Source organism: Streptococcus sp. 27098_8_134, assembly GCF_041431675.1.
Classification (GTDB): Bacteria; Bacillota; Bacilli; order Lactobacillales; family Streptococcaceae; genus Streptococcus; species Streptococcus sanguinis_R.
Window position 1 is genome coordinate 14,695 of sequence record NZ_JAPVYD010000001.1, and the last position, 15,491, is coordinate 30,185.

The window sequence follows — 15,491 nt, forward strand, 5'->3', positions numbered from 1 at the left end:
TTCCTAGGGCTGGATGCCGACGGATTGGACGAAGCGCATGAAAGCCTCCTGCCCTTCCTCTGTTCGCTTGTAAACTCCCGCGTCTTCCAGTACTCGGCTGAAAATTTGTCCAACCGATGCCTGAACTACTCCTTCCACCGTCTCAGCGGTAACATCTGGATTCTGGTCTTTGAGTTGATTGACCCAATCCCTATGATAGGCAGCGACTTGACAGTCATCTCCCAGCAAGAAAAGTTCCACTTGCTTGAGTTCTTCCTTGAGCCGAGGCGGCAGAATAGCCAGCCCCATAACCTCAATCAGGCCGATATTTTCTTTCTTAATATGCTGCACATCCCTATGAGGATGGTAAATGCCGTCCGGATGTTCTGGGGAAGTTTGATTGTCCCGCAAGACCAAGTCCAGCTCAAAAGATCCATCTTTCCTGCGGGCAATCGGTGTGATGGTATGGTGAGGCTCAACCTCAGACTCTGCCAACACCTGCACACTTGGGTCAGAATAAGTTCGCCAAGCTTGCAAGATCTTGTCAGCCAACTCAATCAACAATTGCTTTTTCTCAGACCTTAGACGAATGACGGACATGGGCCACTTGACAATGCCTGCCTCCACCTCTTCAAATCCGCTAAAAGTAAAGCTGCAATCCAGCTCTGCTATTTCCATAGGGAAGGTATGACGTCCGCCCTGATAGTGGTCGTGGGTCAGGATAGAGCCGCCGACAATAGGGAGGTCGGCGTTAGAACCTGCGAAATAGCCTGGAAAGGTCTCAACGATGTCCAGCAGACGCTCAAAGGTCAGCCGACTGATAGCCATGGGAAGGTGCTGGCTGTGGAGAAAGATGCAATGCTCATTAAAGTAGGCATAGGGGGAATACTGGAAGCCCCACTCCTGTCCAGCCAAGTCAAATCGAATAATGCGATGGTTGGCACGGGCTGGGTGGTCCAAGCGCCCTTGGTAACCTTCATTTTCCATACAGAGCTGGCAGGCTGGATAATTACTATTCTTAACCTTTTTAGCTGCCGCAATTTCCTTGGGATCCTTTTCTGGCTTAGAGAGATTGATGGTGATTTCCAAATCTCCATATTCAGTCGGTGCTTTGAAAGCAATGTTTTTAGCAATGGCCTTGACCTTGATATAGTCATTCTTTTGACTAAGCTGGTAAAAATCAGCTACAGCTTGCTCAGGATTGGAGGCATAAGTCGTCCAGAAGTCCCGATTGAGCTGGCTAGGGGCAGGTGTGATTAAGTTCATGAGCTCAGCTCCCAGTATATCCTGCTCAGCCAGAGTATCACCAATCTTCCCATTCTTGACAGCCAAAGCTACCAAGTCATCCTTCAGGTCAATTAGCTGCTCAGCCTCAGTCTCCTGCTCTGCCACTGCCTCTCCAACTAAAGCCATGACACGATTGCTCAGATAGATGGTGTCCATTTCTTCAAAAGTACTATTGTCAATCACTGCAGATACAAAAGCAGTCAGTAACTTCTTGGACATAGATCTTCCTTTCTTTTGCTAGTAAAGAGAGTGGGACAGAAATCGGTAATTCGTTAGAATTCGATTTCGTCGTCCCACCTCCGCACAGTTGATTAGGGCTGTAAAAGCTGATGAAATCAGCGTAATAGAGCCCACTCAACCACTGCGTCTTGCTCGACAATCCAAAGACAATTGAGAGGCTAGGACTTTTGTCCCAGACCCAAGTTTCTTTTCTGTGAATTAGTCCAGCACTCGGCTTCCGCCAGCTACTTCTGCAATGTAAAAGCTAGGGGCATAGCCGACAACTTCTTGATACTTGCGGCCGACATTTTCTTTGAAAGATTCCACCGCATCCTTAGCAACTAAAGCAATGGCGCAGCCACCGAAGCCTGCTCCAGTCATACGAGCCCCCAGAACACCTTCTTGCTCCCAGGCTGTGTGAACCAAGGTGTCCAGCTCTAGACCAGTCACTTCATAGTCATGCTCTAAAGAAACATGGGACGCATTCATGAGACGGCCGAATTTGTCAAGATCGCCTGCCTGCAAAGCTGCCCGCGCTTGCAAAGTCCGTTGATTTTCCAAAACAGCATGGCGAGCCCGTTTGAGACGATTTTCGTCCTCTATCAGATAGCTATACTCATCAAAGGCCCACTCGTCCAACTCACCCAAGGTAGCGATAGACAGCTTGCGATTGAGCTCTTCAACAGCTTTTTCGCACTCCGCCCGACGCTCATTGTATTTAGAGTCAGCTAACTCACGACGCTTGTTGGTATTCATAATCACTACGACATTATCCTTAAGATCAAGCGGCACCAAATCATATTCGAGAGTATTGGTGTCTAAGTAAATAGCCCGCTGGTCAGCACCCATTCCGATAGCAAACTGGTCCATAATGCCAGAATTAACCCCGATAAACTCATTTTCAGTTAATTTACCGATTTTCACTAGGTCCAAACGTTCCAACTGCAAATCAAAGAGTTTCTCAGCAATGACACCCGTCAAAAGCTCTAGCGATGCAGAAGATGATAAGCCAGAACCATTTGGAATATTTCCATAAACATAGACATCCATACCTCGGTCAATTGTATGGCCTGCCTCCTGCAGAAAATGCAGAACTCCTTTCGGATAGTTGGTCCAGTTATGCTCAGGCTCAAAGTGCAGGTTTTCCAGCGACACTTCAATAATCCCTTTTTCTTCAAAATTCCCTGAGAAGAATCTCAAGAGCTGATCGTCCCGCTTGCGAGCCGCTCCATAAGTTCCTAGAGAAATCGCAGCAGGAAAAACATGGCCGCCGTTATAGTCCGTATGCTCACCAATCAGATTGATCCGACCGGGTGAAAAGAAAGTGTGGTCCGCTTCTACTCCAAAAACCTTGGCAAAATCTGCGCGGACTTGCTCCGCTGAAATTAGGTTTGACATAAGCTAAACTCCTTTAAAATGAATGATCGACATTGTAATCGTTTTCTTATATTTATTATAACTGTTTCCGAGTAAAACTTCAATAAATTTAGTAAAATTTTACTTAACAAAATGTTTACTAAATTCTTCTTTGTTATTTACTAATTTTTAAGTTATAATTTATGTAGACAGTAAATTGAAAAGGATCAAATCAAATGGCTACTATCAAAGATATCGCTCAGGCTGCTGGTGTTTCTCCCGCAACTGTTTCGCGGGTTTTGAATTATGACAAGTCCATGTCTGTCAGCGATGAGACGCGTAGGAAGATTTTCGATATCGCTGAACAGCTCAACTACAAAAAAAGCAACAGACAGAAAAAGACTTTGCCTCAGACCCACCGCATTGCCATCGTTGAATGGTACACTGAGCTGGAAGAGCTGGATGATCTTTACTACTACTCCATCCGCTTAGGCATTGAAAAGAAAGCCCAGAAACTGGGCTATGATATCGTGCGTATTTTCAACAACGACTCTCTAAACCAGCTAGAACAGATTGACGGCATCATTGCCATCGGAAAATTTAGCAGCAAGCAAGTCAAGGAGCTGGAGCAATACAGCCCTGCCCTAGTTTTCGTGGATAGCGATACTCTCGACCAAGGCCACAGCTGTGTGACAACGGACTTTGAGCATGCCGTTACTCATGTTCTTGACCATTTTCTTCAGCAGGGCATTCAAGAAATCGCTATGATTGCTGGACGCGAAGAGACTACAGACGGAACGACAAGTCTTGACGATCCGCGCTTGGCCTGCTTCTGCCGTTACCTTAGTGACAAAGGCCTTTATCAGCCGACTTATGTCAAGACAGGCAAGTTCTCCTCAGAGTCGGGCTACCAGCTGATGAAAGACATGATTGACGAACAAAAAGAACAGATGCCCAAAGCATTTTTCATAGCCAGCGATGCTCTGGCTGTCGGTGCCCTCCGTGCTCTTCAGGAAGCGGGAATAGCTGTTCCCCAAGATGTCCAGATTATTTCCTTTAATGATACATCCATCGCCAAATACGTCTATCCGCCTCTCAGCACTGTGACAGTCTTTACAGAGGAAATGGGCAAGCAAGCTCTGCAGATGCTGGACCAGTTGATCAAAATAGACGAAAGCCCCATCCCTTATATGATCAAGCTCTCAACCAAGCTGACACTAAGAGAAAGCAGCCTTTAAGCTAGAAAGACCACCTATGAAAACCTACGAAAAAATCTTTGACATCCTCAGTCAGGCTGACGACTATGTCAACGGCGAAAAAATAGCCCAAGAATTGGGCATTTCACGAACTTCCATTTGGAAAGCCATCCAAAAACTGGAAAAAGAAGGTATTCAAATTGAATCCGTCAAGAACCGGGGCTATCGATTGACAACTGGTGACTTGCTGATTCCTGATTGGATTGAGGAACACTCACCTGTTCAGGTCTCCTTTAATCCTGACTGCCTGTCCACTCAGATGGACGCCAAGGCTGGCATGGAGGCCGGACGCCCGGCCAACACTCTTTATCTGGCCGCTGCCCAATCTGCTGGCCGTGGCCGTTTCGATCGTGCCTTCTTCTGCCCCAGCCAGGGCGGCTTTTACATGTCTCTCCACCTCAAGCCCAACCTCCCCTTCGACCAGCTCCCCTCCTATACAATCTTGACCGCAGGAGCTATCTATAAGGCAGTAAAAAATCTAACCCTTATGGAGGTTGATATCAAGTGGGTCAATGACATTTACTATCGAAACAAGAAAATTTCCGGCATCCTGACCGAGGCTACAACTTCTATTGAGACAGGGCTCGTCACTGATGTTATCATCGGTGTTGGCTTTAATTTTTTCATTAAAGACTTTCCAGCTGAGATTAAAGAAAAAGCTGGCTCCCTCTTTGAAGAGAAACCAGCCATTAGTCGCAATGAGCTCATTGCCGAGATTTGGAAATGCTTCTACGAAAGTGACCCAGAAGAGCTCATCTATCTCTACAAGCAGCAATCCTTGGTGCTGGGACGACAAGTGACCTTTAGCCAAAAAGGCGCAGACTACCAGGGTTTGGTCAAAGATATCTCAGACAGCGGGCAACTCTTAGTCCAGCTGACTGATGGTCAGGAAATCTGGCTCAACAGTGGCGAAGTCTCACTGACCAGTTGGTAATCAAAAATTTCATTTCAAAAGGACTGAGTCTCATAGCTCAGTCCTGTTTTCATTATTTCGGTCCTAAATGTTTATCGATTTCATCCACAATCCGCCCCATGACATAGGAAATCTGCAGATTGCGCAGCACTAAAACTGCCCAGAAAGCAGCCATAAAATAGCGCCCCGCCATGATAGATTCATTGAAAAAATAGGTTTCTAAGGCCGTAAAAACAGCCATTACAATAAATTGTCGTCTGTTCATAGTTTTATTATAACACGAAAGCCTAGAAAAATCTTTTTTAATCCTCTTGAATGGTAATTTTTTCTGCTAAAAAGTCAAATCCCTCCGGAATCAGGCTTTCCTCTTCCTTCTCTTCAGCCTCTGTCTTGCCATTGCGGCTGCGAGCTGAAAAGTCCGCCCGAATCTTGGTCCACTCTTCCAAGGAAATAGCCAAAATCTCTGGTGAAAAGCCTGCTGCATTGCTGAGGATATTGCCAAACATGGTATTGAGATTGTCCCGCTTCATGGTCTGCTCAGCGTTGAAATTAGACTCAAAAGCTAAGATAGCATGACTTTCATTGGCCGCCACCGGCTGCGAGCCTGCCAGCAAGGCCTTATCAGCTCCAGCCAGACTTTCGATAATCTCACCCCAAGCATTCTGCAGCTTTGTTAGGTTACTACGAGCCAGACTAGGATTCTCAACAGCCTCTTCTAGGATGGCATTGACCTTATTGCGGTCTGCTCGGTAGCCCTTAGACTTCTGCGGTCGAATATCCGAAGTTTTGACAGCTGCTGCAGGTTTCCCATTGCCATTAGCCAGCTGCTGTTTAAGACTATCTATCTCTTGTCTCAGACCCTTGAGCTCATCAGCTAGATTATCTGGAATGACTGCCGCTGCAGGAAGACTGCTGGTCTCTGCCAGTCGAATGGTCATCATTTCTGTATAAATCTTGGGCTGCAGGCTGTTCTTGATGTCTGCCAAACTCTTGGTCGCCATATCTATCATGGCAAAGAGAGTGTCCTGCGGTGTCTTGAGGTTTTCCAGAAAGAGCTCACTAGCATGATGGTTCTCCCCGCCAGTTTTGACAATAATCAAGTCACGCAGGTATTGCAGGAGGTCCGTCACAAAACGAGCCATGTTTTTACCGCTGTCAAAAATCAGATTGAGATTATCCAAGGCTGCTACTGCATCATGAGAAATCAAGGCTGCTACATAGGCATCCAAGGCTCCTAAGCTGATGGATCCAGTGATTTCTTCAGCTATGTATGTAGTTAAACGATTTTCCTGAGTCAAGCTAAGAGCCTGATCGAGGATAGACAAGGCATCCCGCATACCGCCCTCAGCTCGACGGGCAATAATCTGCACACCTTCTTGCTCAAAATTAATACCTTCCTGCTCCAAAATCCACTCAATATGACCAATAATGTCCTGCGTCTTGATAGACTTAAACTCAAAACGCTGGACGCGGGAAAGAATGGTCGCTGGAATCTTATGCAGCTCTGTCGTCGCTAGGATAAAGACCACATTTTCCGTTGGCTCTTCCAAGGTCTTGAGCAAGGCGTTAAAGGCCCCAGTCGAGAGCATGTGGACCTCGTCAATGATATAGACCTTATGCTTAGCTAGACTGGGTGCATAGGTAGACTTGTCCCGAATGTCACGAATCTCATCTACTCCATTATTAGAAGCAGCGTCGATTTCGATGACATCTTCAAGGCTCCCCTCAGTAATAGCCTGGCAGATATAGCAGTCATTGCAGGGCTCACCGTCCTTTTGATTCGGACAGTTCATAGCCTTAGCAAAAATCTTGGCAACACTGGTCTTCCCTGTTCCACGAGGGCCAGAAAAGAGATAGGCATGGCTTATTTTCCCTTGCTCCACAGCCTGCCGCAGGGTGGTGGCCACTACTTGCTGACCCACCAGCTGACCAAATGTCTGACTGCGGTACTTCCGATATAAAGCTTGATACATTAGGCTTTTTCTCCAAACATTTCAAAATTCCAAGTAGTTTTTTCAAGCAAAATCTGGACAAACTTTTCCAGATATTCCTGATCTACCTTATCATAATCACCCGTTAAGGCTGAATCCAAATCCAGCACTCCCAGAAGACGACCGTCTTTTTCCATGGGCACCACAATCTCGCTCTTAGCCCTGCTATCACAGGAGATATAGTTAGCATGCTGGGTCACATCATCTACGATAATCGTCTCTTCTTTCTCCGCAGATTCCCCACAGACACCCTTGCCCAGCGTAATATGGACACAGGAAACACCACCCTGAAAAGGCCCCAAAATCAGCTCGCTCCCATCAAAAAGATAGAAACCAGTAAAAACCGAATGAGGCAAGGCTTGATTGAGCAAGGCGCTAGCATTGGAAAGATTAGCCAAAGCATTGGTCTCACCCTCTAACAAGGCTTCCAGCTGAGCCAGTAAAAGTTGATAACTTGAAATTTTTTCTTTTGTATTCATAGAGTCTATTATATCAAAAAGCCGGTCTTTCAACCAAGCTTTTCTTTAATTTTGTTATCCAAAAATTCATCAATCAGTCTATTTACAATATCGGGTTGGTCGGTATTAGAATTATGTCCCGCCTTATCAATCCATTGAACAGACTTCCCAGTATTTCTTTCATAGGCCTTCAAATATCGTATACAAGACCCTGCACGATCTTCTTTTCCACATATAACCAATTGTGGACATTTTACTTCATAAGAAAGTTTCTTCTCTACTGCTTCTGAAAATATCTTATATCCGTATCCCGCAAGACGAGCATACCTTTCTTGATCACCATCATAAACCATCATCATATCATACATAAGTTTTCTTCCATAGTCTGTTGTTGATACGCTTTTAGGGCCTGATTTCAAAAGAGATTTCCATCGATAGATTCTATAAATTGCTTCCATATTTTTTAAGAGCCACAACTCTATAGCTGTATAATAGTTCCTTTGCAGAGAAGGTGAATCAATCGTAACAAGGCCTTTTAATTTCTCAGGAAAAAGTTGATCATAAACCTGTCCTACATATCCTCCCATTGACTGACCAATTACTATTGGATTTTCTATTCTCTCTTTGATAAATATTTCATCCAGCCAAGTTGCTAAATCAAATAAAGTAAAATCGAGACGAAATGGATAAGATGAAGCGTGTCCAGGTGCGTCCCAAACCAAGACTCTATATGTATCTTTAAAATATTCTATTTGTTTTTCAAATAACCTATGATCAGCAGTTAGCCCTGGTAAAAAGATAAGAGTACTTTGGGATGATTCAACAGCATCATTTGTCCAATAATGAATTATTCCACTTGGTGTTTCATATATTTTTTCAATCAAAGTTCAATCCCCGCATTCTAATTTGTTTAATCTAGTTTATCGCAATTTCACTCATTCCTTTTATTATAGTTTCTCAAGTAGGTTCACTAGAACATATATTCTGATTACTTATCCTCCAAAACCTTCACTTCTTCACCCTCCACAAGCACAGCTTGGCGATTATTGAGGGAAAGCAGATTCAGCTGGTCGCTGTATGTATCCAGAGTGTCCTGAGCACTTTCGACAAAGGGTTCTTCGCTAACATGAGGCAGGACATAAAAATCCACCTCGTTTAGCGCCCCTGTATCGTTCAGTTCTGCTGCAACCGACTTATCGTCCATGAGCTTATTGTAGTCAATGTCCTTAGCTGTGATGATAGCACCAGCAGATTCGCTCACATAAACCATGCCATCCGCAATCTGCTCTTTTATCAAGGACAGAAGTTGCTTTTTCTTAAGTTCTTGCAAAAGGTAAAAGGTATTGCCGCCAGAGACATAGAGGAGTTTGCTTTGGAAAATTTTGGCCTGAGCTGTTTCTCTATCACAAGCCGAAATATCCAAGACCTCTACTTGAAATCCCAAATCTGCAAAAATCTGCAGGGCTTCGTCAATATAACCTCTGTACTCTTCTACATTTCCAGCTGTCGGGATAAAAAGCACATGTTTGCCCAATTGCTTTTCAGACGCATATTGTCTGAACAAATCCTTGACTCCCGCAAAATATGAACATAAAAATAATTGTTTCATAGGATACCTCCTTATTTTTTCATGATTTTATAAAGAATCCATTGGCCCTTTCTTTGACTATCAATAAGATATAAATCCAAGTTAGACAAATAATGTTCCAGTTTTTCTTGCTTTGTAAAGTCTGCTAGGTAATAAGCTAATTTGCTCCATTCACATGCCAGTAAGATGATTCCATCTGGCTTAAGTATCCGCTTAAGTTCTAGGAACGCTTGAGTTAGATTTGACCAATGAAAATGAGTCTGAAAGGCTGTAATCAAATCAAATTCCTCAACAGGAAGATCTGTTTTCTCAACATTTTTCACCTCGAAAGATAGACCAGGCTCAGCCAATCTTTCAGCTGCTCTGATGGCAGTATAAGAAATATCAATCCCCAACACTTGGCTATTAGGAAAGTGCTTTTTCAAATATTTCGAGGATGCTCCATTTCCAACTCCAACATCCAAAATAGCATGAAATCGCTTCTTACGATCCAGCTGACTGACCGCCCAAACAACCATGGGCATATAAACACGATTCCATAATTCCATCATCCATAGCCCTATAAAGCCAGACGGTCTCTTTGATTGGTACATTAAGTAAAGAAAAGCAAGAATAATCAGAAGGCCAATCATTGCTAGATAAATCATCTATCTTCCCCCTCATATCTTCTGCCATAAAGCTTTTTAGCTTTCTCTGTATAGTTCTTGATAAAATCCGTTTTCGCCTCTGTATAGGCATCACGATTGTGCTCATATTGCTTCCACAAGGATAGCTTGAGCTTTTCATAGTCTTCGGCTACAGCAGGGTGCTCCTGTAAATAGTCTCTAAAGTAAAGTTCATCATGATCGCCTTCATAGCGCAAATGCAGATGGAAAACCCGCTCCGCAAAACCACTCGGTGTGTAGCCTTTATTAAATGACATCCGCCCTTGGCTTTCTGACATGAGCAGATAACCATTTTGCAGCAGCAAGTCTCTCGTTACCGCCATATCTGTTTCTTTAGGAATTTCCAGCAAGATATCCACTATAGGCTTGGCCCAGATGGTCTCTACCGATGTCGACCCAATATGACTAATCCGAACCAGCTGATTTGCAGACAAAAAACTCAAAAGCTGAAGCCGTTCCTCCTCATACCAGTCTTTCCACTCAGCCTGATGCTCTCTTAAAAAAATCGGAAAAAGCTGCCATAGCTCCTCCAGTGACATTTCCTCTAAAGATGGACTCATAAGTACCTCCTTAGGTAATATATACAAGCGTTTTCTCTAGTTATGATTATAGAAAAAATACACATCCTAGTCAAACCTTGCACTTATTGAACAGATATTTATTTTTGTAATATTTTTGAAAAGTTTTAGTTGTCAAACAATCTATTTTTTAGTAGAATGATGTCGGAGATATATTATTTAAAAGGAGTTCTTTATGAAAAAGTTTAGGTTTGGCACTTGGCTTGTCCTGTCAGCCGGCTCTTTGTTGTTACTTTCACAGGATCTTCCTGCAGAAAATGTTGCTGCTAATCAGAAGAACCAGATTAAGGTCCAGCTGCTTAACCATAGCGATGAAACAGCTATCGGCACTCTGGAGTTGAATGGGGAGTATCAGCTAAAGCTTGGGAAAAAGGACAAGTACGGTCGGGCTACCGCTGCTCATGTACAAATGCAGGAGCAACACAAAGCCAAAAAGAAAAAGGAGACCAAGGTCACTTACAATCCCATCGGTTGGCACAATTACAAATTTTACTACGGAAATGGAGATGATCGGGCTTGGCTCATGAATCGAGCTCATCTGATTGGCTTCACTTTTAGTGGCCTCAATAACGAAGGGAAAAACCTCGTTCCGATGACCGCTTGGCTCAACTCTGGCAGTTTCCAAGGACTGGATGACAATAACCCAGATAGCATGCTCTATTATGAACATCGCTTGGAGCGCTGGTTAGAGGAAAATCCGGATTACTGGCTGGATTACAAGGTTACTCCGATTTACACGGACAATGAGCTTCTTCCTCGCAAGATTGAGCTCCAGTATGTCGGGCTTGACGCAGAAGGCAATGTTGTCAGCATTCAGCTAGGGGGCAAGGAAACAATAGACGAGGACGGAATGTCTCATGTCCTCTTGGACAATGTTTCTCCAAATGCAGAGATTGACTACCAAACAGGCACTGCTGTCAATACCATGATTGAGTAGAATTATAGATAAGAACACAAAAACAGACCATCGCTATGATGATCTGTTTTTTATTTATTTTTACCAATACAGACAGCCGTAAACCAGCAAGACTGCAATCATACTGAAAAGCGAGCCAATCAGGTAGTATTCAGCAAAGGACTGACTTTCTGAAATCTTATTATAGCGGGCGATAGACTTAGCTGTAAAAACTAACCCAATTGCAGTAAACTGCCCGAAAATAAGAGAAAGTCCCATAATCAAGCGCTCTAATACCCCAATCATGGCACCAGCCCCCGCAATAGTCTCCCCACTGTCTTCTCCTGCCTGATACTTGCTGAAGAAGAGTTTAAAGAGGATATTAACCGGCTTACCAGTCAGGGCGAAGAAAAAGAGAGCCTGCAGCATAAGGTAGCGCTCAGAAAGCCAATTAGGAACTGGAATTTGCTGCCGCACTAAGAGAAAATAAAGAGCAAAAATGCTAATCAGATGCAAGACCTGATCCAGTGTAAAGGCAAACTTTTGAGCATGATGGCGGACAATCGATGAATTCAACCTATTCTTCAAGAAATCAATAAGCGCATGGCTGAGCCAGACCAAGGCGAAATATAGCAGATAATTAGGTAAGATGAGCCCCAAGAGCAACAGAGGCAAGAGAACAATTCCCAAGTGGAGAATCAAAAAATTTAACCGACGGCTTTTAAGGTCGGCCATTTTCTGACTTTGAAGCTGAAAATCAGCTAGTACATGAGCCAGCAAAGTCAATACGAGAATCGGATTCTGCATGAAAAATTCTGAAAATCCCATAAAATTTGTCATTCTTCAGCCTCCTTTGCTGCCTGTAGAATCATTCTCATAGCTAAACGGCGATTTCTCAGATAGATCTTCAGACCAGACGACTTGAGCCGCTTACTAAGCGCACTGGGACTAATCTGCAGCAGCTCTGCTATTTCCCCATGAGAAAAATTCTCGTCATAGATATATTCCTTGAGCATCTGCTCCAGAACCTCTCTCTGACTGTTATTCCACTTGCTCTGAATAAATGAAGTAGCTGCCAGCACCGTATTGACCGCCTGACTGAGCTCTTCATCTCCCAAGGATACAGCTATACGGCTGCTGCCGTAGTCGTTCTTCTCATGAATAGCCTCAATGGCTGCGCGCGCCCTCCAGTAGGCCGGACCGTCCGCACCAATACTCTGCTCCCGATTGATATCCGTCACAATCTCCCCCAGACCAAGTCCAAAGCGAATCGGATGAGGAAAGCCCAAGGCAATCTGATCAAGGAGCTGCATGATCTCTGGATTAGGCCGCAGCAAAGCCTGAAACTCATCTCCAGTCGTTACCGTGAAAGGTGACACCAGATAATCCTGATAATCCTGATTTAGCACCGCCATCATGTCCTGCAGGTCTTTCTGGGCCTGCTTGCGATTTTTCAGCTGTTTGGATTCAATTAAATCTCCAATAAGAGCAATATAAAGCATACCAAACCTCCTTTAAGTCCATTATAAAGGAAAATTTTAAAATTGTCTATTTAAACGGCAACATTTTATAATATCCATTGTAAAGGAAAGACTATTTTTTCTTTTTAGGTACTGGTAAGGCAGGGTAGGCTGCTTCAATCAGATTACAGAGAAAGGCAGCATCTTCTACTTCTTCTATACGAAGCATCGACTTTGCACCTGGATAAGGGGTCTCATAAACCGGATTTTCACAAAAATCCAGGACTGGCTGGACCGGCTTGAGCAGCAAGCGATTGTCATAAATCCCGCCAAATAAGCGCCCCCGATAATAGAGCAAATACTCTTCCATCATCTTGCGAAAGCTAATTTCTTGGCCTAAGCCCTGCAGCTGCTTCAGGATAAAATCTAAATATTCTTGACTAGATGACATTGAAACCCCTCCATGAATTGATACTTTATTATACCAAAAATGGATGAAGATTTCCTGACTAAGAGATAAACACAGCTTCTTCAATCCGTAGTCTGTCTATCCTCAAGTAAGCAAAAAAGCTAGAACTTACAAGTCTAACTCTTTTACTTATTATTTTTTTAAAAGTCCTTCCTTGACCAGATAGTCACGCGCAACAGCTTCCGCTTTTTTACCTTCGATGCCAACTTGATAATTCATCTGGCTCATCTGACTTTCCGTAATTTTGCCAGCCAGCTTATTGAGAACACCTTCCAATTCAGGGTGTTTTTCTAACAATTCAGCCTTAAGGAGAGGTGCCCCTTGATAAGGAGGGAAAAGATGTTTATCGTCTTCTAAAACTTGTAAATCATAACGCGCAAGTTCTGCGTCAGTCGAATAGGCATCCGTGATTTGAATATCACCCGACTGGATAGCTTGGTAGCGAAGGGCTGGTTCCATGGTTGACACATTGAGATTCAGTCCATAGACAGATTGAAGTCCCTTGTTCCCATCTTCACGGTCGTTAAATTCCAAGGTAAACCCCGCCTTGAGCTTATCTTGGACTGCTTTAAGATCAGAGATGGTTTTAAGATTGTATTCTTTGGCGACACTCTTAGGTACTGCGATGGCATATGTATTTTGATAAGCCATGTGATTGAGCAAGACTAGATTGTCTTGTTTTTTGATTCCATCACGCGCTGCTTCAAAAACTTCTTCAGCATCATTACTGACCTTTGGAGCAGGCTGCAAGAGAGTTCCAGTAATCGTACCGGTAAACTCAGGATAGATATCAATATCGCCTTTCTTTAAAGCTTGATAAAGGAAGTCTGTCTTCCCAAAATTAGGCTTGACTGTCACAGTCATATCCGTATTTTCCTCGATGAGGAGTTTATACATATTCATGAGAATTTCTGGTTCTGGACCTAATTTTCCAGCTATAACCAGATGATCCTTCTCCTGCTTGGGAATCAGACTCGGCGAGTAAGAAGCGCCGAGGCCGAGGATTAAGACCGCAAAAGCTGTAAATACAGTCCGAAGCTTAGCCTTTTCCATCCATTTAAGGAGACTGTTGAAAAGAATAGCCAAAACTGCGGATGAAATTGCTCCAATCAAGATCAGACTGGCATTGCGACGGTCAATTCCTAGAAGGATAAAAGAACCTAATCCACCAGCTCCAACAAGGGCTGCTAGAGTTGCTGTCCCGATAATCATTACCGTTGCCGTCCGAATTCCAGAAACGATGACGGGCATTGCTAGAGGCAGTTCAAACTTCTTGAGTCGCTCCCACTTGGTCATCCCAAAGGCGATTCCGGCTTCCTCTAAACTAGGATCAATCCCATTCAAAGCAGTAACAGTATTTTCTAAAATCGGGAAAATAGCGTAAATCACCAGAGCAGTCAATGCCGGCAGTGTGCCAATCCCCATGAGGGGGATAAAGAGCCCCAGCAAGGCCATTGAAGGAATGGTTTGAAAGATTCCTGCAATTTGCAACACCCAATTGGCTGTCTTTTTGTGACTATGAAGATAGATAGCGAGCGGAATGATCAAGAAGATTGCCACTAATAAGGTCAGAAGAGACAGCTGGAGATGTTGCCCTAAGGCTGCCAACCATTCGCCAAAGCGCTCCTGAAAGGTAGAAAACAAATTAGCCATGTTGAACACCTCCAAATAAATCTGCTACGAAGCTGGTCGCAGGTGCAGATAAGATTTCCTCAGGTGTTGCCACTTGACGAATCTCCCCGTCCTGCAGAACAGCAATCCGATTCCCCAACTTTAAAGCCTCATCCGTGTCATGGGTCACAAAGATTGTTGTCATCCCAAACTGGTCATGGATACTCTTGGTCAAGCTCTGCAATTGCTTACGAGAGATAGCATCAAGAGCTGAAAAAGGCTCGTCCATCAGCAGGATTTTGGGTTGGGCGATAATGGCACGGACAATGCCCACCCGCTGCTGCTCACCACCAGACAGCTCACTCGGCATACGCTGAGCATAGTCTTCAGCAGGCAAGCCTACTAGCTCTAGCAATTCATCAGTCTTCTGCTCAATATCCGCCTTACTCCAACCTTTCATCTCAGGAATGAGAGCAATATTTTCCGCAACCGTTAGATTGGGAAAGAGGGCAATCGCTTGTAAAACATAGCCTGTGGAAAGGCGGAGTTCACGCTCATCATAGTCCTTGATCCTCTTATCATCCATATAGATATTACCATCTGTTGGCTCTAAGAGACGGTTGATCATCTTAATCATGGTCGTCTTACCAGATCCAGAAGGACCCACTAAAACCATGAACTCTCCATCCTCAATCCGTAAGTTGACATCTCTCAAGACATCCTTTTCTGTATAGCGTAGCGCTACATTTTTATATTCAATCATTCT

General features: G+C 44.0%; 17 protein-coding genes. 3 read left to right on the forward strand and 14 right to left on the reverse strand.

Annotated elements, in window-relative coordinates; genetic code table 11:
• Positions 1-3: 3 nt before the first annotated feature.
• Complete coding sequence (gene galT, locus O3620_RS00050) at positions 4-1,485, reverse strand: UDP-glucose--hexose-1-phosphate uridylyltransferase (RefSeq protein ID WP_002900517.1); 1,482 nt, start codon at positions 1,483-1,485, stop codon at positions 4-6.
• A gap of 219 nt (positions 1,486-1,704) precedes the next feature.
• Positions 1,705-2,883 (reverse strand): galactokinase, encoded by a 1,179-nt coding sequence (locus O3620_RS00055; RefSeq protein WP_002900518.1) that lies wholly within the window; start codon positions 2,881-2,883, stop codon positions 1,705-1,707.
• A 194-nt stretch (positions 2,884-3,077) separates the two neighbouring features.
• On the opposite strand from O3620_RS00055, the gene O3620_RS00060 reads away from it, so the two are divergent.
• Both O3620_RS00060 and birA read left to right on the forward strand, forming a co-directional pair.
• Positions 3,078-4,079, forward strand: a complete 1,002-nt coding sequence (locus O3620_RS00060; RefSeq protein ID WP_002913627.1) for a LacI family DNA-binding transcriptional regulator — start codon at positions 3,078-3,080, stop codon at positions 4,077-4,079.
• A gap of 16 nt (positions 4,080-4,095) precedes the next feature.
• A complete protein-coding gene (birA, locus tag O3620_RS00065) occupies positions 4,096-5,031 on the forward strand; it encodes a bifunctional biotin--[acetyl-CoA-carboxylase] ligase/biotin operon repressor BirA (RefSeq protein WP_002913629.1) in 936 nt (311 codons plus the stop codon).
• A gap of 52 nt (positions 5,032-5,083) precedes the next feature.
• On the opposite strand, the gene O3620_RS00070 is transcribed toward birA, so the two are convergent.
• From O3620_RS00070 to O3620_RS00100, 7 genes are all read right to left on the reverse strand, one after another.
• Entirely contained in the window at positions 5,084-5,275 is a 192-nt protein-coding gene (locus O3620_RS00070; RefSeq protein ID WP_002895701.1) for a DUF3272 domain-containing protein, read from the reverse strand.
• Between the two features lie 37 nt (positions 5,276-5,312).
• Positions 5,313-6,983, reverse strand: a complete 1,671-nt coding sequence (dnaX, locus tag O3620_RS00075) for a DNA polymerase III subunit gamma/tau (protein WP_002919162.1) — start codon at positions 6,981-6,983, stop codon at positions 5,313-5,315.
• Complete coding sequence (locus tag O3620_RS00080) at positions 6,983-7,480, reverse strand: GAF domain-containing protein (RefSeq protein WP_371601287.1); 498 nt, start codon at positions 7,478-7,480, stop codon at positions 6,983-6,985. The genes dnaX and O3620_RS00080 overlap by 1 nt, the downstream gene beginning before the upstream one ends.
• A 29-nt stretch (positions 7,481-7,509) precedes the next feature.
• Positions 7,510-8,343, reverse strand: coding sequence for an alpha/beta fold hydrolase (locus O3620_RS00085; RefSeq protein ID WP_002900524.1), 834 nt, complete (start codon positions 8,341-8,343; stop codon positions 7,510-7,512).
• Between the two features lie 104 nt (positions 8,344-8,447).
• Positions 8,448-9,068: a Type 1 glutamine amidotransferase-like domain-containing protein gene (locus O3620_RS00090; RefSeq protein ID WP_002919163.1), complete on the reverse strand. Its 621-nt coding sequence runs from the start codon at positions 9,066-9,068 to the stop codon at positions 8,448-8,450.
• Between the two features lie 11 nt (positions 9,069-9,079).
• A complete protein-coding gene (locus O3620_RS00095) occupies positions 9,080-9,694 on the reverse strand; it encodes a class I SAM-dependent methyltransferase (protein ID WP_002919164.1) in 615 nt (204 codons plus the stop codon).
• Positions 9,691-10,272: a GrpB family protein gene (locus tag O3620_RS00100; protein ID WP_371601288.1), complete on the reverse strand. Its 582-nt coding sequence runs from the start codon at positions 10,270-10,272 to the stop codon at positions 9,691-9,693. The genes O3620_RS00095 and O3620_RS00100 overlap by 4 nt, the downstream gene beginning before the upstream one ends.
• A 193-nt stretch (positions 10,273-10,465) precedes the next feature.
• On the opposite strand from O3620_RS00100, the gene O3620_RS00105 reads away from it, so the two are divergent.
• Positions 10,466-11,227 carry a DNA/RNA non-specific endonuclease gene (locus O3620_RS00105; protein ID WP_371601289.1) on the forward strand — a complete coding sequence of 254 codons (762 nt, stop codon included), beginning with the start codon at positions 10,466-10,468 and terminating at the stop codon, positions 11,225-11,227.
• Positions 11,228-11,287: 60 nt separating this feature from the next.
• On the opposite strand, the gene O3620_RS00110 is transcribed toward O3620_RS00105, so the two are convergent.
• The 5 genes from O3620_RS00110 to O3620_RS00130 form a co-directional block, all read right to left on the reverse strand.
• On the reverse strand, positions 11,288-12,025 hold the full coding sequence (locus O3620_RS00110; RefSeq protein WP_048773205.1) for a DUF3307 domain-containing protein: 738 nt from the start codon (positions 12,023-12,025) through the stop codon (positions 11,288-11,290).
• On the reverse strand, positions 12,022-12,687 hold the full coding sequence (locus O3620_RS00115) for a SatD family protein (protein ID WP_048773201.1): 666 nt from the start codon (positions 12,685-12,687) through the stop codon (positions 12,022-12,024). Before O3620_RS00115 ends, O3620_RS00110 begins: the two co-directional genes overlap by 4 nt.
• Positions 12,688-12,778: 91 nt before the next feature.
• Positions 12,779-13,096, reverse strand: coding sequence for a competence protein TfoX (locus O3620_RS00120; protein ID WP_048773198.1), 318 nt, complete (start codon positions 13,094-13,096; stop codon positions 12,779-12,781).
• A 150-nt stretch (positions 13,097-13,246) separates the two neighbouring features.
• A complete protein-coding gene (locus O3620_RS00125) occupies positions 13,247-14,767 on the reverse strand; it encodes an ABC transporter permease/substrate-binding protein (protein ID WP_002925014.1) in 1,521 nt (506 codons plus the stop codon).
• Entirely contained in the window at positions 14,760-15,488 is a 729-nt protein-coding gene (locus tag O3620_RS00130; RefSeq protein ID WP_002900534.1) for an ABC transporter ATP-binding protein, read from the reverse strand. The genes O3620_RS00125 and O3620_RS00130 overlap by 8 nt, the downstream gene beginning before the upstream one ends.
• Between the last annotated feature and the right edge of the window lie 3 nt (positions 15,489-15,491).